Annotated in this window: 21 protein-coding genes; 7 read left to right on the forward strand and 14 right to left on the reverse strand. The window is 43.0% G+C overall.

Annotation, left to right across the window (positions count from 1 at the left end; translation table 11 throughout):
* Positions 1-201 precede the first annotated feature (201 nt).
* The 9 genes from H6G28_RS24850 to H6G28_RS24890 form a co-directional block, all read right to left on the reverse strand.
* Positions 202-876 carry a Coq4 family protein gene (locus H6G28_RS24850; protein ID WP_190675060.1) on the reverse strand — a complete coding sequence of 225 codons (675 nt, stop codon included), beginning with the start codon at positions 874-876 and terminating at the stop codon, positions 202-204.
* 46 nt (positions 877-922) lie between these two features.
* Entirely contained in the window at positions 923-1,228 is a 306-nt protein-coding gene (locus H6G28_RS24855) for an urease subunit beta (protein ID WP_190592403.1), read from the reverse strand.
* Positions 1,229-1,248: 20 nt separating this feature from the next.
* Positions 1,249-1,551 carry an urease subunit gamma gene (gene ureA / locus H6G28_RS24860; protein WP_190675063.1) on the reverse strand — a complete coding sequence of 101 codons (303 nt, stop codon included), beginning with the start codon at positions 1,549-1,551 and terminating at the stop codon, positions 1,249-1,251.
* A 22-nt stretch (positions 1,552-1,573) separates the two neighbouring features.
* Positions 1,574-2,494, reverse strand: coding sequence for an urease accessory protein UreD (locus H6G28_RS24865; RefSeq protein ID WP_190675066.1), 921 nt, complete (start codon positions 2,492-2,494; stop codon positions 1,574-1,576).
* A 188-nt stretch (positions 2,495-2,682) separates the two neighbouring features.
* Positions 2,683-3,033, reverse strand: a complete 351-nt coding sequence (locus H6G28_RS24870) for a Spx/MgsR family RNA polymerase-binding regulatory protein (protein ID WP_190675070.1) — start codon at positions 3,031-3,033, stop codon at positions 2,683-2,685.
* Between the two features lie 55 nt (positions 3,034-3,088).
* On the reverse strand, positions 3,089-4,870 hold the full coding sequence (locus H6G28_RS24875) for an ABC transporter ATP-binding protein (RefSeq protein WP_190675073.1): 1,782 nt from the start codon (positions 4,868-4,870) through the stop codon (positions 3,089-3,091).
* Positions 4,871-5,004: 134 nt separating this feature from the next.
* A complete protein-coding gene (locus H6G28_RS24880; RefSeq protein WP_190675076.1) occupies positions 5,005-5,877 on the reverse strand; it encodes a GNAT family N-acetyltransferase in 873 nt (290 codons plus the stop codon).
* A 270-nt stretch (positions 5,878-6,147) separates the two neighbouring features.
* Positions 6,148-6,888 carry a ribonuclease PH gene (gene rph / locus H6G28_RS24885; protein WP_190675079.1) on the reverse strand — a complete coding sequence of 247 codons (741 nt, stop codon included), beginning with the start codon at positions 6,886-6,888 and terminating at the stop codon, positions 6,148-6,150.
* A 122-nt stretch (positions 6,889-7,010) separates the two neighbouring features.
* A complete protein-coding gene (locus H6G28_RS24890; RefSeq protein WP_190675082.1) occupies positions 7,011-7,571 on the reverse strand; it encodes an adenylate kinase family protein in 561 nt (186 codons plus the stop codon).
* A 424-nt stretch (positions 7,572-7,995) separates the two neighbouring features.
* Between H6G28_RS24890 and H6G28_RS24895 the strand changes: the two genes are divergently transcribed.
* From H6G28_RS24895 to H6G28_RS24905, 3 genes are all read left to right on the forward strand, one after another.
* Positions 7,996-8,532, forward strand: coding sequence for a P-loop NTPase family protein (locus tag H6G28_RS24895; RefSeq protein WP_190592393.1), 537 nt, complete (start codon positions 7,996-7,998; stop codon positions 8,530-8,532).
* A gap of 56 nt (positions 8,533-8,588) precedes the next feature.
* Positions 8,589-10,337: a dCTP deaminase domain-containing protein gene (locus H6G28_RS36975; RefSeq protein ID WP_190675085.1), complete on the forward strand. Its 1,749-nt coding sequence runs from the start codon at positions 8,589-8,591 to the stop codon at positions 10,335-10,337.
* A gap of 309 nt (positions 10,338-10,646) precedes the next feature.
* Positions 10,647-11,075, forward strand: a complete 429-nt coding sequence (locus tag H6G28_RS24905) for a hypothetical protein (protein WP_190675088.1) — start codon at positions 10,647-10,649, stop codon at positions 11,073-11,075.
* 39 nt (positions 11,076-11,114) lie between these two features.
* Here H6G28_RS24905 and H6G28_RS24910 read toward each other — a convergent pair whose 3' ends face one another.
* Together H6G28_RS24910 and H6G28_RS24915 are read right to left on the reverse strand one after the other, a co-directional pair.
* Positions 11,115-11,513, reverse strand: a complete 399-nt coding sequence (locus H6G28_RS24910) for a hypothetical protein (protein ID WP_242049303.1) — start codon at positions 11,511-11,513, stop codon at positions 11,115-11,117.
* A 557-nt stretch (positions 11,514-12,070) separates the two neighbouring features.
* A complete protein-coding gene (locus H6G28_RS24915) occupies positions 12,071-12,736 on the reverse strand; it encodes a LuxR C-terminal-related transcriptional regulator (RefSeq protein ID WP_190675090.1) in 666 nt (221 codons plus the stop codon).
* 102 nt (positions 12,737-12,838) lie between these two features.
* Between H6G28_RS24915 and H6G28_RS24920 the strand changes: the two genes are divergently transcribed.
* Complete coding sequence (locus H6G28_RS24920) at positions 12,839-13,492, forward strand: DUF3386 domain-containing protein (protein WP_190592388.1); 654 nt, start codon at positions 12,839-12,841, stop codon at positions 13,490-13,492.
* A 241-nt stretch (positions 13,493-13,733) separates the two neighbouring features.
* Here H6G28_RS24920 and H6G28_RS37460 read toward each other — a convergent pair whose 3' ends face one another.
* Positions 13,734-13,859 (reverse strand): hypothetical protein, encoded by a 126-nt coding sequence (locus tag H6G28_RS37460; RefSeq protein WP_277877317.1) that lies wholly within the window; start codon positions 13,857-13,859, stop codon positions 13,734-13,736.
* 413 nt (positions 13,860-14,272) lie between these two features.
* Positions 14,273-14,950: a response regulator transcription factor gene (locus tag H6G28_RS24925; RefSeq protein WP_015113911.1), complete on the reverse strand. Its 678-nt coding sequence runs from the start codon at positions 14,948-14,950 to the stop codon at positions 14,273-14,275.
* Positions 14,951-15,341: 391 nt separating this feature from the next.
* Here H6G28_RS24925 and H6G28_RS24930 point away from each other — a divergent pair, with 391 nt between their 5' ends.
* The 3 genes from H6G28_RS24930 (at position 15,342) to groL (ending at position 18,225) form a co-directional block, all read left to right on the forward strand.
* A complete protein-coding gene (locus H6G28_RS24930) occupies positions 15,342-15,515 on the forward strand; it encodes a hypothetical protein (RefSeq protein ID WP_190592387.1) in 174 nt (57 codons plus the stop codon).
* Between the two features lie 663 nt (positions 15,516-16,178).
* A complete protein-coding gene (gene groES / locus H6G28_RS24935) occupies positions 16,179-16,490 on the forward strand; it encodes a co-chaperone GroES (RefSeq protein WP_190592386.1) in 312 nt (103 codons plus the stop codon).
* Positions 16,491-16,587: 97 nt separating this feature from the next.
* Positions 16,588-18,225 carry a chaperonin GroEL gene (gene groL, locus H6G28_RS24940; RefSeq protein WP_190592385.1) on the forward strand — a complete coding sequence of 546 codons (1,638 nt, stop codon included), beginning with the start codon at positions 16,588-16,590 and terminating at the stop codon, positions 18,223-18,225.
* Between the two features lie 458 nt (positions 18,226-18,683).
* Here groL and pyk read toward each other — a convergent pair whose 3' ends face one another.
* Complete coding sequence (pyk, locus tag H6G28_RS24945; RefSeq protein WP_190592384.1) at positions 18,684-20,450, reverse strand: pyruvate kinase; 1,767 nt, start codon at positions 20,448-20,450, stop codon at positions 18,684-18,686.
* Between the last annotated feature and the right edge of the window lie 378 nt (positions 20,451-20,828).

A 20,828-nucleotide genomic window follows, 5' to 3' on the forward strand; every position in this document is an offset into this window, starting at 1 on the left:
TTATCAAAACGGAATTCAGTAGTCAGGAGCCAGAATTCAGAATTGAATTCTGTGCGACACTTCGGCATCAGTGCATCGCTGGGTGGATGAATAAATGGGTTTAAAACCCCCACTAATTGATTCTGACTCCTGAATTCTGACTTCTGAATTCTTCTTCAATCCCATCTAAAACACTCCATATATTGAGGGCAGATTTGAGTTTTAGGGTATATAGACTGAGGTGGGTTCAATTCCCAGGTCGCTGCGCCATTGGGATAGAGGTTTATTCCAGTTTTCTTCCCATTTTTGGGCTATCAGGGGTTTAGCTTTTGCTCCCATACGATAGCCTATGGCAATTTGTGTTAATAAATTATCCATTTGTTCTGGTGCATTAATTAATGTTCTCATTAATCCCCCTGCTAAGAGAATAATGGGTAAGGGGATACGAATTTGAGCTAAACAAAATGCTTGTAATCCTAATTCACCATTGACATCAAAGCCTAATCCTGTAACTACATGCCAAATATCATGAGTTTGTCGGAGGCGATGCAAGATATAGCTGGTGTCATCTGTGATTTTTAAACCCCGATAGTAATTGGGGTCAAAACCTGTATCTTTTATATATTTAGCAAAAGCATATCCTAGTGAACCTTCAGGACATTTGCCAATCGCTTCCATATCTGGAGGCGGTGCAATATAACGTTCTTGAATAATTTGTGTTACTTCTGGTTTTGATTTGATATATTCAATTGCTAATTTAGTCGCTTTGATGTTAATCATTCCATCTTCAATATCAGGAGTTGCATCAGCACGACCAGGATCTATAAATAGAGTAATTGCACCTTTTAATGTGTTTAAAAATTCTAGATTTAACCCGCGTAAATCTTTCAAAAACATCTGACCCTGCCTTTATGTATTTGGTATTAAGGCATGAAAGCCTTAACTATAATTGGCCATTTACCTTAGCATTAAATCCATAAACTTGCCGACTACCAGTAAAGGGTATTAAAGTGACTTCCTTTTCATCTCCTGGCTCAAAGCGTACTGCCGTACCAGCCGGAATATCAAGGCGCATTCCTTTGGCTTGTTCTCTATCAAAAATTAATGCAGAATTGACTTCATAAAAATGAAAATGTGAACCTACTTGGATAGGGCGATCGCCTGTATTTGCCACTGGCAATTTTACAGTCGGACGACCTGCATTTAGTTCTAGTTCCCCTGCTGCTGTGATAATTTCTCCAGGTATCATAGTAATTTTCTAAAATAAATTTAACGAATTGGATTATGTACTGTCACTAACTTTGTGCCATCTGGAAAAGTGGCTTCTACCTGGACTTCATGTACCATTTCTGCGACACCTTCCATGACATCATCTTGGCTTAATAAAGTTGTGCCGTAACTCATCAATTCCGCAACAGTCTGTCCATCTCTTGCGCCTTCTAAAATTGCAGCAGATATATAAGCCACTGCTTCAGGATAATTTAATTTCAAGCCTCTTTCTTTGCGTCTTTCCGCTAATAAAGCAGCAGTAAAAATTAATAATTTATCTTTTTCCTGCGGCGTAAGTTGCATCTTTGCATCCTTTATCGTTTGTTTAAATCTGCCAAACTCTCGGTATACATATACCACGACTTAAAAAAGATGTTCGTAGTATGTGCCAAACAGCTGTAAACCAGTTTCGCACCTCAGATGTGGAAGCGCCGCGATATCTACACAAAAGTCCATGTTCTAGTTGTGTCACTCCTATTAAGTGCTGAGTGCTGAGTGCTGAGTGCTGAGTGCTGAGTGCTGAGTGAGGAGTGGGGAGTGGGGAGTGGGGAGTGGGGAGTGAGGAGTGGTGGGTAAAGAGAGAACGTGCTTGTTCGACAATTTCTGTGGAGACTGGATGACCAAGCCAAAGCAAGCTACCGACGATGGGTTGTCCAAATAAACCAGATGGACTGTGAAAAATTTCGGGGTTCCCTGGTAAAAATTGACGGTCTATCCATAATGGAACACCTTGCTGCCAAATTTCAGTGTGCGATCGCCATTTTCCTTGTAAGAATTTCTCTCCTCTAGCACTGCGACCAAAGCGGGTAATTTCCCAGCTTAAAAAACTCGCTCCGGGTGCTAATTCTACCTGTAAATCTTGGCGATAATCTGCGCCGTTAAACAAAATTGTTTCTTGGGGTAACAATTCTAAACAAGCGCCTGCATCAATTTGAATATCTAGAGTTTGTCTGGCTTGTAAACCATTACTGCGATAGATTTTACTGGCTGCGGCTGTGGTGATTAAAGCTTGGGTATCGGGTTTAAGGTGAAAATAAGATGATAAGCGATCGCCTCCCACCACACCCCCGGCTGTATGTAAAATCACACTATGACAGACTTTTTCACCTTCTGGGTAAAACGGACGTTGCACTTTGAGGGGTGCTTGATGATGGTTATAAATTAGCTGGGTCGAATTTTGGCGATTCTCATATACTAAGTTTAGTTTTCCCTGCCAAGCTGTTGCTGTTTGTGGTTGATCAATCATTGTGAATCAAAGAAGTTGTCACGCTCAAACTTCCACCTCAGCAATTTTAATTGAAGAAGGCAGAAGGCAGTCCAATGAAAAAATTTCACAACCACACATGAAAATGTCACAGTCTCCAGTCAAGATTATTGTCTGGGAAATCGAAATACCGAACATTTGCCTGTTTGGGCTGGAGTTTCCTCTGGGAACTATTCTAATTTTTCTCGTACTAATGTCTCATTTTTGAAACCAGTCAATACGGCTGTTCCATCTTTAACAAACAATGGACGTTTGAGTAACATCGCATCAAGTGTGAATGCGTCTATCCATTGTTGTTCACTCCAAGTCTTTTTTTGTTCGCCTAAAGCGCGGTAAGATTGCCCGGAGGTATTTCGCATCACAGCAGAACCCAGGGACTTTACCCAATTTTCGATTTGCTCACGGGTGGGCGGATTTTCTTTGGTGTTGATAAACTCATAGTCAATTTGGTTGTTTTGCAGCCAAGTTAGAGCTTTTTTGCAAGTACCACAGTTGGGTATGCCGTAGACTTGAACAGACATAATTAAATTTGAGCAACAATTTCCAGATATACCATTTATAGGTTTGAGATGATGCCTATGAATTATTTGCGCCTAGTTGGAGGCTATAAAGATTTGCATAGACTCCTTGTTGTTTTATCAGTTGTGTGTGAGTGCCTTGTTCGACTATTTGCCCTTGTTGAATGACTAAGACTTGATCTGCTTGGGTGACGGTGCTGAGGCGGTGAGCAATGACAAAGCTGGTACGACCTTGTAACAACCGCGCGATCGCACTCTGCACTAATGCTTCTGTACGAGTATCAATACTGCTAGTTGCTTCATCTAAAATCAAAATTCGGGGATTAATCAACACCGCACGGGCAATACTAATAAGTTGTCGCTGTCCTTGACTGAGGGGCGCACCTCGTTCACCTAGTTTGGTGGCGTAACCTTGTGGTAAGGAAGTAATAAACTCATGGACATTTGCCAATTGAGCCGCACTTTCAATTTCGGCTTGGCTGGCGTAAGGAGCGCCAAAGGCAATATTTTCGGCGACAGTGCCACTGAACAAAATATTATCTTGCAAAACAATCCCAATCTGACGGCGCAAACTGGCTTGGGTGACACGCCGCACATCAATGTCATCTATTTTGACTGCCCCGCCAGAGACATCATAAAAACGCAATATTAGGTTAATGATTGTCGTTTTACCTGAACCTGTTGACCCGACTAAGGCAATCATTTGTCCAGGACTAGCGTGTAAGTTCACGCCTTTGAGAACCAGTTGCTCTGGATTATAGCCAAAGGTGACATTCTCAAATCTCACCTCACCTTGAATTGCTGGCATTTCTTGGGCATCTGGCGCATCTTTGAGTTGGGCTGGTTCATCTAACAGCAGGAAAATCCGCTCTAGTCCAGCAAAAGCTGATTGGGCTTGGGTATAAAACTGACTGAGAATTTGAATCGGGCGGAAAAATTGTTGGACGTAGAGTAAAAATGATGTCACCACACCCACTGTTGCAGCTCCAGTAACGGCGAGATAACCACCGAATGCGAGTACGCCTGCGGTGGCGAGGGTGTTAAGAAAATCAATTGAAGGTAAAAAGGCCGCAGTAATCGCCACCGCCTCGACATTGGCATCCCGGTTAGCTGCGTTGAGCATGTCAAATTCTTGAATGTTGATGTGTACGCGGTTAAATGCTTGGGCTTCACGCACACTACTAATATCTTCTTCTAATTTGGCTGAGAGGTCACCAATGGTTTGCCGGGTGACGCGGAATTTAGTTCTTGCCCAACGAGCAAATAAGCTGGTGGTAAAAATCATCAGTGGTACAACTAGGTTACTCAATAAACCGAGTTGTAAATTAATTGCCAACATCGCAATGACAATTCCAACCAAACTAAAAACGTTACCCAACATTTGGGCAACGGTTTGTCCGAATGCTTGATTGACGGTATTGACATCATTTAGTAAGCGACTCATCAAATCGCCTGCTTCACTGCGGTCAAAAAAGCTGAGTGGCAAACTCTGAATTTTCAGAAAGATATCTTGGCGCAGTTGTGCCAATAATCGCTGCATAATCCAGCCGACACGCACAATTTGACCACGGGTTGCCGAAATACCAAGTACGTAGAGTAATGCTAATAGTCCTAACAGCAGCAACAACCCAGATAAATTACCTTGGGCAATTAGATGGTCAACTGACCAACCAAGTAAAAAAGGTGCGATCGCCTGAGTTGACGCACCAATTAGTACTAATGTCAAGGCAATGGGAATTTCTTTGCGATATGGTCGCAGGTATTGTAAAAATCGCCTGACGGTTGAGAGTTGCTGAGTTGCCAGTTGCTCAGATGCAACAATTGGGCTTGTAGCTCTCATAAGAATTTTGGATTTGGGATTTGAGATTTTGGATTGGGAATGGCTGTCTGCGGCTGGTGGCAATTATGGTTTCAATTGCGACAATTTCTATTGTATTTAATTCTGGAACTAGAAAATTCAACGCTGACAACCAGTCAAGTTGATGTTGACTGAAACATCACCAAACCAAATTCTTCGCCAGTGGGACGAAAACCGATCGCCTGGTATGCTGCTAGGGCTGGATAATTGTCTCGATTGGTGAATAAGATAGCACGTTCAACTCCATGCGATCGCGCTTCTAATAATGAGCCAGCTACTACACATTTGGCGTAACCTCTACCCCTTAAAGCTGGTGGTGTCCATACGCCGCCAATCTGCACAATATCAGGTAGCCAAGCATTAAAAGTTGTATAAGCGATGGGCATATCTTGGGCGACTAAAATCCAATGTCTCGCCCTGGCTTGGCGTGCTTCTAACTCACGGCGACAATTCACGACTAAATCAGGGGTGTGGGGGTGTCCCAAAGCTTCTATATTGTAGTCAGCACACCAATGGCTAAGTAAGTCAAATTCTTCTGGGTAAGGCAAGCGACATTCAACTTCTCCTGATGCTAAAGCTGGAGGTACTTGTAAATTTGGCAAGGCTAAAGACAACAATATTTCACTGTCATCAAGTTGAGTTGGTTGTTCAACTAGTCCCAAAACTTGCTTAGTAGCTGTAACTTGCACTGTGGGGCCGGCAATTCCCGAAATCTGGCGATGGGACTGGTTGACTACTGCTTGTACCACTTCCGCCAGATGCGCTGGTGCTTGAACTATGAGCATCCCATTCCAATAATGTGCGGCGACTGCAACTATAATTTCATTAGCGATCGCGGCTATGTATGTTCCCTGAAACCTTGCACCTTGGTCGAGTAACCCTGCTTCACGCCAATTTGAGCGCAAAAACATTGAAGTATCGGCGTGTTGCAACAAAAAGTTTTCGAGCAATGCTTCATCGCCAGGTTCCAAGGTTTTTAAGGTAGCCACACAAAACTCCGCTAGTTGAGTTAGAAAGCCATGTTGATAAATGATTGCAAGGGTTAATCAGACATTGCTGTTACTCTAAACTTAGTCAACTAGAAAATACTACATTAGAACTTACGCATAAAAACGAAAAATCAAGGGTTTTGGCGAGGGTGTGGGGGTACAGGGGTATAAGGGAGCCACTGGCGTGGGCGGGTTTCCCGACTAGTTTATGTAGGCTTTGAGTCAGAAAGTTATGTCAAAGTGCTGAGTCACAAGACAAAATTTCATACTTCAGACTTGATAAAGTTTTTCCCAGTCAGGAATAGCCTCACGTTGAGCAATTAATAATTGTTGAATACCTTTTTCGGTAAAATCTAACAACTGATTTAACTGAGTGCGAGTAAAACTACCTTCTTCTGCTGTTCCTTGAACTTCAATAATTCCCAGGCGATTATCCATAACAACGTTGAAATCGACTGTAGCGGCCACGTCTTCTGGGTAGTTTAAATCTAGATATGGTTCACCGTCTAATAAGCCTACAGAAACGGCTGCTACTTGTCCAGATAAAGGCGATCGCTCTAACACCCCGCGCTGTAATAATTGCGAAATTGCCTGCGCTAAAGCCACAAAACCACCTGTAATGGCTGTGGTTCTGGTTCCTGCATCTGCTTGCAAAACATCAGCATCTACAGTGATGGTACGTTCTCCTAAAGCTTCAAAATCTAGGGTGGCTCTTAAGCTGCGTCCGATTAACCGTTGAATTTCTTGCGTCCTTCCCGACAATTTCAACAATTCCCTTTCCTGGCGTTGCTGAGTGGCGGCGGGTAACATTCGGTACTCAGCCGTTAACCAACCTTTGCCACTTCCCGTTAAAAATCTCGGTACTCCCTCAGTCACGCTGACATTACAAAGTACCTGAGTATCGCCGCATCTAGCTAACACTGAACCAGGCGCAAAGCGAGTAAAGCCAGACTGAAAGCTTACAGGACGGAGTTCGTAAGGTTGTCTGCCATCGGGACGCTGCCATGCCATTGAATTTGCCTCAAGATTTTCCTATTAGAATACTGTGGGAAGTGTGAAGTCTGAAATTTGCAATCTGAAATTTTATCTTTTGACTCAAAACGTACACTGAGCGAAGTCGAAGTGTACGACACTCAGCACTCAGCACTCAACAGCAAATTCAAAATATTCTGTTCGACCATATCGGGTGGTTGATCGCCGTTGATGGTTAACAGGCGGCGGCGACGATCGTAATATTCTAGGATGGGGATAGTGCGATCGTAAAAGAGTTCTACACGACGCTGGACGATTTCTGGTTGGTCATCTGGGAGAGAACGCCCCAAGGAACGGCTAACCATGACGGCTTGCGGGACTTGTAAATAAATTGCCCAGTCTAGTTTCTGTCCTAAAGCATCTAATAAAAAATCTAATTCTTCCGATTGAAAGGCGGTGCGGGGATAACCTTCTAATATCCAACCACAACCAACATCAGGCTTGGTCAGGCGCAGGCGCATTAATTCAATCATCATTTCATCGGGAACTAACTCGCCTCTGGCTACGTAGGGTTGTGCATGGCGACCAAGTTCGCTATAGTTAGCGATCGCTTCCCGTAAAATTTCACCCGTAGAAATCTGAGGTATATCAAAGTGTCTGCCCAGCCTTTGCGCTTGAGTGCTTTTACCTGATCCTGAACCTCCCAGAATCACTAATTTCACTTGATTTCACTCCTCATCTGGTAAAATTCACAACATTCTACTCTGTTTTTTCCAAATTCAGAGTTCTGATGAGACTCGGCTAATTTCATTCATAGCTCCAAATTTTGCGATCGTGTTGCGACTAGTTTCATCCAAAAAACAAAAATGTCAATAAGTAGTAGTACAAAATTAAATTCATTATTGGAGGTAAGGAACAGGGAACAGGAAAAGAAAGTGTGTGATTAACGCTGGGTGAGTACTTATCTCATCCCAATGTTGGATTTTGGATGACTTTTCCGTTCCAGCTTTACCCATTCCCTACTCTCTACTCCCTATTTCCCTTTCCTCAGAACACCCTTGTCAAAATCAGGTTAATCATATAAATAGATTTGAACCACTCTCAACAGAACATATTTATTTTTTTGTAATTTTCTAAATTTTCCTTATGGTTGCCCAGTTAGAATCTTTCAGCACCAATTCGACCATTTCCTTACCAAATCCAGTAGAAGGGCTTGTGCAGGTTTTCACCAGTTCTCACCGTAACTTTTTCACTACTGTTATGGCGCAAGCCTTGAGAATTGCTGGTCAAGGCACATCTGTATTAGTAGTACAGTTTCTTAAAGGCGGTATCGGTCAAGGACAGGACAAACCAATTCAGTTAGGACAGCATCTCGACTGGATACGCTGTGATTTGCCTCGCTGTATCGATACACCACAACTAGACGAAGCCGAAAACCAAGCTTTACAAAAATTATGGCAACATACTCAAAATGTCGTCTACGAAGGTAAATATTCCTTGGTAGTTTTAGATGAGTTAAGTTTAGCCATCAACTTTGGCTTGATTCCTGAAGCCGATGTTTTAGAGTTTCTGGCAAAACGTCCGCCCCACATCGATATCATTCTCACAGGCCCAGAAATGCCCAAATCCTTATTAGATGTCGCTGACCAAATCACCGAAATTCGCCGGAGCGATCGCCCCTAAACAAAATACTCCGTTCACGATATTCTAGTAGTTCGGTTGGAATTACCTGTGAACTTGTGATTAAGAACGATAAATGGATTACCGAAATGGCTCAACAAGGGATGATTTCACCCTTTGAGCCAAGCTTAATCCGAAAAGTGCAGAAAGAAACATCTGTAGATGCTCAACCCGTTATCAGCTACGGTCTTTCTTCTTATGGCTACGATATTCGCCTCTCTCCGGCTGAGTTTCGGATTTTTCGCCACATACCGGGAACTGTGGTTGACCCCAAAAACTTTAATCCGCACAATCTAGAGTCAACACCACTGCATACAGATGTCAATGGCAGTTATTTTATTTTGCCTGCTCACAGCTATGGGCTGGGCGTTGCTTTAGAACGACTAGAGGTTCCAGATAATATTACAGTAGTTTGTATAGGTAAAAGCACGTATGCAAGGTGCTTTAGAGGTGATACTCGTGTAGCTCTAGTGGATGGCACATCCCCAACGCTAGAAGAAATGGCTGAACGCTCTGAAAATGGAGAAAAATTTTGGGGCTATAGTATTGGTCAACACGGAAGAATAATAGTCACTTTACTAGAAAATCCCAGATATATTGGGCGAGATTCTTTATTGGAAGTAACTTTAGACAATAACGAATCAATATTTTGTACACCAGATCATCTTTTTATGACTAGAGATGGTCGAATGGTTGAGGCTCATACTCTCAAACCACAAGATTCTTTAATGCCTCTTTACCGTCAGGTTGCTCGTGGTTATGAGATGGTGTATCAACCGCTTAACGGTCATCTTTATCCGACTCATCGATTGAGTGATGAGTGGAATTTATATTACGGAATTTACGAGAATACGCCTAACACTCACCGCCATCATGTTGATTTTAATCGTTTAAATAATAATCCTTGGAATATTGTGAGAATGGATGCCTCGGCACACATTCGATTACACAATCAGGAAAACTATGGCGATGAATTTGACCCTGATGAACATGGAGAATCTATCAGAGAAGCTTTTACCAGACTCAAACAAAATGCTGATTGGAATGCAATGTTTTCTCAACAGCAAAAAGAAAAAGCTTTCAATTTCTGGCATGATGCCAAATATGAAGAAATCCGCCAAAGAGTAATTGAAGGGAGAAGAAATTGTTCTGATGATACTCGGCAAGCACATCGTGATGCGATGATTGAGTATTACAAAAATCCCACAGCTAGAGCTTTAACAGGAGAACTGAGTAAACAAGCTTGGGCAAAAGATGACGGTACAAGACGTTATCAGCAATCCCAATTGATGAAACAACTAGCAGATGCTTCCAAGACTCGTCATGAAATTACTGCTGATGTTGTGCGTTCGGCGCTAGATCAAACAGGTTCTATTCGTGGTGCGGCTCGATTACTTAATTGCGATCGCTCTGTATTTAGGAGATTTCCAGACGTTATACAATCGTTTAGAGGTTTATCACAAACTCATTCTGTCAAAAACCACAAAGTTACCTCTGTAAAAGAAGTACCTGGTATTCACGATGTTTATTGTTTAACAGTACCAGAAGCAGGTAATTTTGCCTTAGAAGCAGGAGTTTTCGTGCATAATTGCGGCATAATCGCCAACCTAACTCCTGCGGAAGCGGCGTGGCGCGGTCATTTAACCCTGGAATTTTCTAATTCTTCTAGTGCAGACTGTCGTATATATGCCAATGAAGGTGTAGTGCAGTTACTCTTTTTAGAAGGTGAACCCTGTGCTATTAGTTACGAAGCAAGACAGGGTAAATATCAAGATCAGTTAGAAATTGTCACCTTAGCTCGTGTCTAGTTCAAATTTAAAACCACAGGTTACGGTTAATTTTACCTGTGGTTTTGATGTTTGTTGTGTGCGTAGATGCAAAGCGGCTTGTCACTCGATATCGCATAATTAATAGACATCTTACATAAATATTTTTTTGTCTCGCGCATAGACGCGATAGCGGCTTCCCGCAGGGTAGGCGCAAAGGCGCAAAGAAAAGCTCGCAAATAATGACTTTTACAAGGAGTTTAATCTTAAATATATTGCCTCATCCAAAATCTAGGATATAACTATCAATAATAATTTTTGATAGATACTAGATTAGGAGTTAAATATAAAATGGGCGCTGAACCTTGGCACTATTTTGTGCCTTATGAGGAAAACGTTAATTTTACATTGCAAAATTTGCGTCAGCAAGAATTTAAAGCTGGAAGATTCCATCGTAGTGAATTAAATCCCAGTACTATAAAAGAAGCTTTATCTAATTCACCATTTGATGGAACAGCTTCTATTTTAGATATGATGGAGGTTAGTGACCATCCTCAAACCTGCGCTGTTTGTCCAGTGCCTACTGATGATCTCATCAGATGGTTTAGTACTGATAAACCAACGCTTCAAATGGTGCAATCAATTCTTGTAGAAGAAGAACAGCCAGATGCTTGTGAAGAGTTTTGGGATAGTATTGGACGAGGTGAAGGGAGATACATAATCATTTACGATGAAGACGAACCATTTGAAATTTTCTTCGCAGGTTATTCTTTTGACTAGCTTATAATCTTGTACTAAGAAATCTTTGCGTCTTTGCGCCTACTTTTCTCGTGAAAGAGACGCTACGCGAACTAACATTCCCACATCACCGTTGATGTAGTAATCAAAGCTTCCTTTTAATTTTTCATTTACATTAACAGGATATTCAATATTTAATTGAGCATGAGTTTCGGCACAAATTTCTAATAGTGTGGGTGCAATTAATACTTCTCGTCTTGCTGTTTCACTAATTGGGTTGACGTAGGTTAAATTACGTTGCAAATAACGACTCAAAAATTCTAAACAATTGAGTTTCTCTTCATATCTTGGTAAGTCTAGCCGCTTGCGTTCGTATTTAAGATCAAATTCTGCAAGAATATCGGCTGGCGCGTAAGGTAATTCAAAATATTTGCTAAATGTATCATCTATACAAGATTGAAGAATTGGCGGGCGAGTCACACAGCATTTTTCGGTTGAGTGTAGTACAAGTTGATAGGGGATAGGGACTGTTTTCAAACTCTGTGATCCCCCCAACCCCCCTAAAAAGGGCTTTCAAGGGCAGGCTTTTTTTATTAGACAAATTTTTGGGCTTTTAAAACCAAAATTATTGTCTGAACAGTTAAAACTACGTTTCATAATTGAGAATATTCTCAACTATTTATCGAAGGTTTAAAAACCTGCCCTTGAAAGCCTAAAAAGGGGGGCTAAGAAACTCTTAAAGTCCCCCTTTTTAAGGGGAGCCACTGCGTTGCGGAGGTTCCCTCCGTTGTAGCAAGTGGCGTGGATTTAGGGGGATCTAAAAAGTTATACCAAATTGAAGAATGATTGCGACAAATGAATTGCCCAAAAGCTTACCAGTAAAGCCTGTCTCAATGCAAAATCTAAAATCTAAAATCCAAAATGGTATTAGGAGGCAAAATTAATAGTTTGAAAACACGCCCTAGAGGCTAGGCATTAGAGACTAGATGAATGTATCTCATTGGAATGAAAAACGCTGTATTAATTTTGTTATTACTCTAGGAAACCAAAACATCCTGTAATTTCGCTACCATTTCCGCCCGTGCTGATACTTCTAGCTTGCGAAACATCCGCTTTAGAGCTTGCTTAACTGAGTTTTGCGTAATCCAGAGTTTTTCACCAATTTCGGCGTTAGTTAAACCTTGGGCTACCAATTCCGCGATTTCTAACTCGCGTGGTGTCAGGCGGCTAACTAAAGGCGAAATTGTGGGTTTTGCCCTTAAAGTGGCGAGTTTAGCAGACAAATGCAAGCATACAGCACTCAAATCAGCTAAATCGTTGCCATCAAAGGCAGGCTTGCCGCGATCGCGTGCTAAGTGTAAAGTACCAACTAACTGACCATCGCAAACAATTGGCCCTGTCATGACGTGTTCGTGGTCAGAACGAGAGCAAAAATTTTTCCAGTCGCCTGGAGACAATAATAATTGCTCATGGGCGGGAGCGTGACGCTCAACAACATAGCGTCCGACAGGGTTCCCCTCTAAACATACTGAGGGAATAGCGGGAATATCAATTTCGGTTGGTGCTGTTTCATCTAAAAGATAAATACCCCAATGCTGCACGCCAAAATGGTCGCTAATTTTATCCTTGAGAGCCAGATGTAATTCTTGCTCATTACGGACACTAGCGATCGCACCAAATACAGCATGAAGAGAATTAGCCATAAGTGTACCCGATTGGGGACTATGCTCTGCTCGACAATTACATCTATGCTAATACCAGCAAGAATAAAACGCTATTATCACTGGATACGCTAGGAGAAGCACATGACAGTTACCAAACTCTCTGCTCAGGAACTTTTCCGGGCTGCTTATGAAAACCGTTACACATGGGATAATAATTTCCCCGGTTATACCGCAGATGTTACCTATAAGTATGACGATAAAGTTATTACAGGTAAAGTCATCATCAATGCTGAACTCAAAGCAGAAGTTTTGGGAGTAGAAGACGAAGCCGTTAAAAAAGCTATCCACGGTCAAGCTTGGGAAATTGCCATTCACCGTGTCCGTCGCAGTTTTGAACAAACCCACGGCGAAAATACTTTTAGCTATGGTGACACCGACTTAAGCGATGCAGTCGAAATCATCCTTGGTGGTAAAGGTACTGGCGATAAATATAAAGTCCGCAATAACGAAGTTAGCTTAGTTCACCGTCACATTCATGGCGTGGTCGTGACTATCAACACTTTCAGCAGTCATGACACTGGCGAAGGCTACTTATCCCACACTTATGACTCTGTTTACCATGACCCCAATACTGGCGAACAGAAGGGTGGTAGAAGCGAATTTACCGATGAATATGAAAAAGTAGGTAAATACTTTATTCTCAACCGTCGAGAAATTCGCACCGAAACCAATGGACATCTGAATATTCAAGAATTTATTTTCTCGAATATTCAATTGTTGGAACCTGCGGCTTAAGCTATCTAAGTAACCACGCAAAATTAATTACAGTCATTGCGAGCGAAGCGAAGCAATCCCAGCCCTTGCGATTGCTTCATTTCGCTTCGCTCCATTCGCAATGACTTTGTGTAATTAATTATGTTTAACTACTTATCTAGGCTTATGTACCAAGGTTGGGTGTGAGTGTGTAAGGGTCTTGGATACACCCCTAAACCCCCACACCCTCCTATAGACCCTTGATTTTTTCTCATTGCGTCAGTCATATTAAAACTAAAAGCGATCGCCCTAACATCGTACAGGCGATCGCTTTTAATCTTTGGGTCAAGTGATGCAGTGGATTGCTTGCAGGATTCACCATTTCCGCATTTTCGTTATGTCTTAGCACTGATGCAAAGCCGATCCCAATCCAAAATCTAAAAAGAGATTACCCCAAGGAGGGTAGATGCAATCACACCATTTGTGCTGTACTTTCAATAACTATTAACCAGTAATAATTCCTGAAGTCACTGACTCTTGGGATGACCGATTGTTCAATGGGGTGCGCTGTTGCTGAGATTGGCGCATTTTATCAGGATTTAGCTGCTTTTTTATTTAACTGTTGAAAAGCAGCTGTGCTGAACTGAAAAAGTGCTGAGTACTAAGTGCTAAATGCTGAGTAAAAATACTGCTCTTTTGTCTCCAGCCTCTAGTACTTAGTCTCTAGTCTCTCTTTCATGAGTACTAGCTGATATACCAGCTTTCAGCTATCAGCAGTCAGGTTAAACAGTCAAAAGCTGACGGCTGAATGCTGAAAGCCTTTTAAGCCATTTGGTTTTCAATCGCCCACCGCGCTAATTCAGTGCGGTTATGGAGATTGGTTTTGCCCAACATATTGGACACATGGCTTTCAACGGTACGCTGACTAACGTTTAATTCTTCAGCAATTTCTCGGTTCGCTAAACCCCTGGCTACAAACTGTACTACTTTCAGTTCGGTTGGAGTTAGCTGCACATCAAAAGGAACTTGAATACGAGAACCGTTTTCCCCGCCTTTGGCTTGGTGTTCCTTCCAACGGATAGTTTGTTTCAGCGAAGATTCTACTTGTGCTACGAGTTCTTCTGGCTCAAAAGGCTTGACCATATATACGTCAGCGCCTTTATTTAAACCTTTAACTCGGTCTGCACTTTGTCCCTTGGCTGATAGGAATAAAACAGGAATCCAACTAGTACGTTCGTTTTGCCGGACTTGTTCCACAAAAGTGTAACCGTCCATTTCCGGCATCATTACGTCACAGATGATCATATCTGGAACATCATGCTCTAGAATTTCCAGAGCTTCGCGTCCATTTTCAGCAGTGACGACTTCATATCCTCTAAATTCCAAGTAATCCTTTACCAGCAAGATGAGGTTAGGGTCGTCATCAATTAGTAGAAGGCGTTTGTGATCTTTCATGCTGGGCTCTTTCATAGCAGTGGCACTTGTCGCGCTTCGATCCATCAAGGTCTTGAATGGTTATCCTTAATAATGGTGGATTTATCGAGATGTTGTCTTTTTTCCCACTTAACTTGCCTTTGCGTCCTCGAAGTCTCAAAAGCGGTTCTCACCTTATTTAAGACCACTAACTCATTGGCAAAAGTCCGGTAAGGATACGTAGAGCAGTAGTAATTATAATGCGCTATTATATATCGCTTTGAAAGGTACGGGTGAAAAAACACTGATTGAATAATAATCATCTGCCATTCACTAGTAAGTATTGGCTTGTGATGACCCCAGCTTTATAACAACCTGCACTTTCATCAGCGTACTGCTTTACTATATCCTGCGGATGTGAAGCCTTATCAGATGTTAACAAGCAAGTAGGGGAATTTCCGGCAAAGATGGGTTAAAAATGCAAATCTTCTACCACCATTATGCCGATCAAGTATGTTTGGATGATCCTCTCAGTAACTTGCAAATTTGCTTGGCGATACCAGACACCACCATCCGAGCAGAAAACCATTATCTGTCTAGAACAACAAAGTGGCAAGCAATTGTCTTGAATTGTCAAGATGCAGAGGGGTAAACTTTTATCGCTTTTCACCAAGTTTGAGTTCTTGATTAGCTGATTTAAGCCTTCCCAGAACTACCAAATAACTTGCTGTTAACCAGAGTTAGCAACTGTGTGGTCAGCACACATAAAAATATGTCGCTGATTTTTGGCAATTCCTAAAATTTTTACACAATTACTTAAGGTTTTCTTGTGGTCTACATATTTAATGGTTTGGTCGATGTGATAGTTGTTGAATCTTGGTATTGTTACTCATTTGTAGCTCCCTGTTTACTGTTCTATAACAATTTCCAAGCTTTGCAAATAAAGTTGACCATATAAAAATATTCGTAACTTACGGATGGAAATCAGAAAATTAAACCTAATTAGGTACTAATACTTAAGTGAACTTCCGATTACTGAGGGTTAGGGAGTGGGGAAAGGAGGGGTTTAGGGGTGTAAGGGTGTGGGGAAAAGAAGGGCAGACGGGCAGGGGTGCAGAGGAGATGGGGAGTAGTGTGCAGTGAAACAAAGAGAAATTTTTATAGAAAGTTTTCTCCTCCGCCCCTCCGCTCCCTTGCTCCCCTGCTTTCTTCCAAGAGTTCGGAAACCCGTACATCACAAAATGTTGCCATTGCAGGCTTTTCTTCGGTAAATTAGCACTCAGGAGTTGAGAGTGCTAACTCTGGAGAAATTTGTATGGCAGCTGTATCTTTAAGCGTATCTACAGTTAAACCTTTAGGCGATCGCGTTTTTGTCAAAGTAAGCGCATCAGAAGAAAAGACCGCCGGTGGTCTTTACTTACCCGACACCGCCAAAGAAAAACCCCAAGTAGGGGAAGTTGTTGCTCTTGGAGCTGGCAAACGTAACGATGACGGTAGCCGTCAAGAGTTAGAAGTCAAAGTTGGAGACAAAGTGTTGTACTCCAAATATGCTGGCACAGATGTGAAACTCGGCACGGAAGAGTATGTACTGCTCTCTGAAAAAGACATTCTAGCCATCGTTTCCTAGTCAAAAGTCACAAGTCACAAGTCAAAAGTCCCTGGACAAATGACAAATGACAAACAACCACTGACAAAAAATAACTGACACAGGAAGATTAACAACTATGGCAAAGCGCATTATTTACAACGAAAACGCACGTCGCGCCCTAGAACGAGGCATTGACATCTTAGCTGAGGCTGTAGCTGTGACCCTCGGCCCCAAAGGTCGTAACGTAGTTCTAGAGAAGAAATTTGGCGCACCACAAATCGTCAACGACGGTGTGACCATCGCCAAAGAAATCGAATTAGAAGATCATATTGAAAACACTGGCGTTTCTTTGATTCGTCAAGCTGCTTCTAAAACCAACGACGCTGCGGGTGATGGTACCACAACCGCAACCGTATTGGCTCATGCGATCGTGAAAGAAGGCTTGCGGAACGTAGCAGCTGGCGCTAACGCCATCCTGTTGAAGCGCGGTATTGATAAAGCTACCACCTTCTTGGTAGAAAAAATTGCCGAACACGCTCGTCCTGTAGAAGATTCCAAAGCTATTGCTCAAGTTGGTTCTATCTCTGCCGGTAACGACGATGAAGTCGGTCAGATGATTGCCCAAGCAATGGATAAGGTGGGTAAAGAAGGTGTAATTTCCTTGGAAGAAGGAAAATCCATGACCACCGAATTGGAAATCACCGAAGGGATGCGCTTTGACAAAGGCTACATCTCTCCTTACTTCGCAACTGATCCTGAGCGGATGGAAGCAGTATTTGATGATCCTTACTTACTGCTGACCGATAAGAAAATCGCTTTAGTACAAGATTTAGTACCTGTTCTTGAGCAAGTTGCACGTCAAGGCAAGCCCTTGGTAATTATTGCTGAAGATATTGAAAAAGAAGCTTTAGCAACCTTAGTTGTTAACCGCCTGCGTGGTGTGCTGAACGTAGCTGCTGTAAAAGCGCCTGGATTTGGCGATCGCCGCAAAGCTATGCTAGAAGACATCGCTATCCTCACCGGTGGTCAACTCATCACCGAAGATGCAGGTCTGAAGCTAGAAAACACCAAGCTTGATGGTTTAGGCAAAGCTCGCCGCATCACCATCACCAAAGACAACACCACAATTGTTGCTGAAGGTAACGAAGCTGGCGTTAAAGCTCGCATCGAACAAATTCGCCGTCAAATGGAAGAAACCGAATCTTCCTACGACAAAGAAAAATTACAAGAACGTCTGGCTAAATTGGCTGGCGGTGTAGCTGTAGTCAAAGTTGGTGCAGCCACCGAAACCGAAATGAAAGACAAGAAACTCCGCCTCGAAGACGCTATCAACGCTACCAAAGCTGCGGTAGAAGAAGGTATCGTTCCTGGTGGTGGTACAACTCTGGCTCACCTCGCTCCTCAACTCGAAGAGTGGGCTAAAGCTAATCTCAAAGATGAAGAGTTGACTGGCGCTTTGATTGTCTCTCGCGCATTACCAGCACCTCTGAAGAGAATTGCTGAAAACGCAGGTCAAAATGGCGCTGTCATTGCTGAACGTGTTAAAGAACAAGAATTTAATGTTGGTTTCAACGCTGCTACCAACGAATTTGTTGATATGTTGGCAGCTGGTATCGTTGACCCCGCTAAAGTAACTCGTTCTGCACTGCAAAACGCTGCTTCTATCGCGGGTATGGTGTTGACAACCGAATGTATCGTTGTTGACAAACCAGAACCCAAAGATGCTGCTCCTGCTGCTGGCGCTGGTATGGGCGGCGGCGACTTCGATTACTAATACTCTGTAGTCAAATAAATTAAAAACAGCTGCTTCTCTCGTGGGGGCGGCTGTTTTTTTGTCCTAGCACTTGTTCCAATGATGTTTCACGCAGAGGAGCCACTGCGTGAAACATCATTGGCGTGCGCGGAGGCGCAGAGAGTTGTTAGAGATTTTCAGGACTTATGCACCAAAATTGTCTGTAGGGATTGGGCGTGGGGGTGTAAGGGTATGGGGCGTAAGGGTTTTGAATACTTACACCCTCATACCCCTGCACCCTGTTCTAAAACCCTATTTTTTCGTTTTTTGCGTAAGTCCTAATTTTGTTCAATTAAGTATAAATCCTCCAACCCCCTGCTCACTGAGCGCAGTCGTTCGCGTTAGCGTCTCCGCAGTCGAAGTTTGGTCACTGAGCGCAGTCGTTCGCGTTAGCGTCTCCGCAGTCGAAGTTTGGTCACTGAGCGCAGTCGAAGTGATGTTTACGGTGTTCCCACCGCGCCAGAGTAAATTAACCCCCGTTGCACATCCAAGGTTAAAATCGCCCCATCACGAATGACTTGGGTGGCTTTCTTGACACCAACAATCACAGGTACACCCAGGCGTAAGCCAATCACGGCGGCGTGACAAGTCAAGCTTTCTTCCTCAGTGATAATACCAGAGGCTTTGCGGATGGCATCGACAAAATCAGCACCAGTGCGGGGCGCGACTAAGATATCGCCGGGGTTAAAGTTGCTGACATCCATTCCTGTTTGAGCAACTCTGGCGCGACCACTGACGGAACCTTGGCCCAGTCCAATTCCTTGACCTAATATAGCTGTAACTACTTCAACTTTAATTAAGTCTGTGGAACCAGAAACGCCTTGCAGTGTACCAGCAGTCATCACGACCAAATCGCCTTCAAACAGTAATTTATGTTCTTGAGCGACGTTGATGGCTGCTTGGAAGGTTTGACCAGTGGAAGGTAGTCCCAATACTAGTAGTGGTTTTACACCCCAAACTAGTTGTAATTGTCGCGCTACGTTGACATGGGGTGTCACCGCCAAAATAGGGGTATGGGGACGGAATTTAGACACGTTACGCGCCGTCGCCCCAGTTTGGGTTAAGGTCATGATTGCGGCTGCGCCAAGGTTTTCAGCAATTTGACCGACAGCTTGGCTAATAGCGTTGGGAATGGAACGTCTACTATCTCGGAGTTGGCGTGTGGCTGAGTTCCGTTCTTCTTGTTCTATCCGTTCAGCAATCCGCGCCATTGTAGCGACTGCTTCCACCGGGTAGCTACCAACGGCAGTTTCGTTGGAAAGCATGACTGCATCAGTACCATCTAAAATGGCGTTGGCTACGTCTGATACTTCCGCACGGGTGGGGCGGGGATTGCTCACCATGCTATCTAACATTTGGGTAGCGGTGATAATCGGAATCCCCAAGCGGTTGGCTGTGGAAATTAACCGTTTTTGTAATACAGGGACATCTTCGGCTGGTAGTTCAACCCCTAAGTCTCCTCTAGCAACCATTACGCCGTCACACAAAGCTAGAACAGCTTCCATTTGTTCAATAGCTTCATGCTTTTCAATTTTGGCAATGACTGGTACTTGCTTGCCTGTGCTAGAAATCAATTCTTTGATTTCGATCACATCTTGGGGGTTGCGGACAAAGGAAAGTGCTACCCAGTCTACGCCTTGGTCGAGACCAAACATCAAGTCCTCGCGGTCTTTGTCGGTCATGGCTTTAATGGACAGGTAAACCCCAGGAAAGTTTACACCTTTGTTGTTAGATAATTTGCCACCGACTGTTACACGGCAATGCAAATCACCTTTTTCCCGATTGGTTTCTTCCACCACCATCTCGACTCGTCCATCATCGAGGAGAATTTTCGCGCCGGTTGGGACTTCTTCTGCCAAATATTCGTAAGTTACACAGCTAATTTCTTGTGTACCTACAACTTGGCGATTAGTTAAGATGAAGCGATCGCCTTTTGCTAAAACTATAGACCCATCTTCAAACCGCCCTAAACGAATTTTTGGCCCTTGCAAGTCTTGCAAAATTGCCACTGGCTGATTAAGTTCAAAAGCAGTTTGCCTAATTAAGCGAATATTGCGCTGGTGATCAGCATGAGTACCATGAGAAAAGTTAAGGCGCAGCGTGGTTGCTCCTGCTTCGATAATCGCTTTGAGCATTTCTGGGCTGCTGGTAGCGGGGCCAATTGTAGCGACAATTTTTGTCCGACGTAGAGAATCTCTTAATTGCATAGGGGCTGATTTTAGGGAGCTTATTAAGCAGTCATAGTAAGTTAAGGGAGATGCTGTGTTCAGTTACTGCCACATCAATTTAAGCAGTTAGCGTGGGGCAGATAAAAGGTAGATTTGGGGAAAGATTGTGAATTTAAATCGCTGGATTTCCCTTGGATTATTCCTAGGAACTAGGGAACAGAATAGTTATCGTACACTAAACTTGATGCCCTCTCTCCCCAGGAATATATTTTCTCTCTACTCTTGAATAACTGAGGGACACACCCTAATCATCAGCAAATACTTGGGTTTCGTTTGGAATCATAGCGTTATTCATCTGCTGTGAAGCAGATGTTTAGATAAAAAATTGCTATACAAAACTTCATTAAACTTTATTTT

Origin of the sequence: Nostoc sp. FACHB-190 (genome assembly GCF_014696905.1) — a bacterium.
In the GTDB taxonomy this organism is placed as follows: domain Bacteria; phylum Cyanobacteriota; class Cyanobacteriia; order Cyanobacteriales; family Nostocaceae; genus Nostoc_B.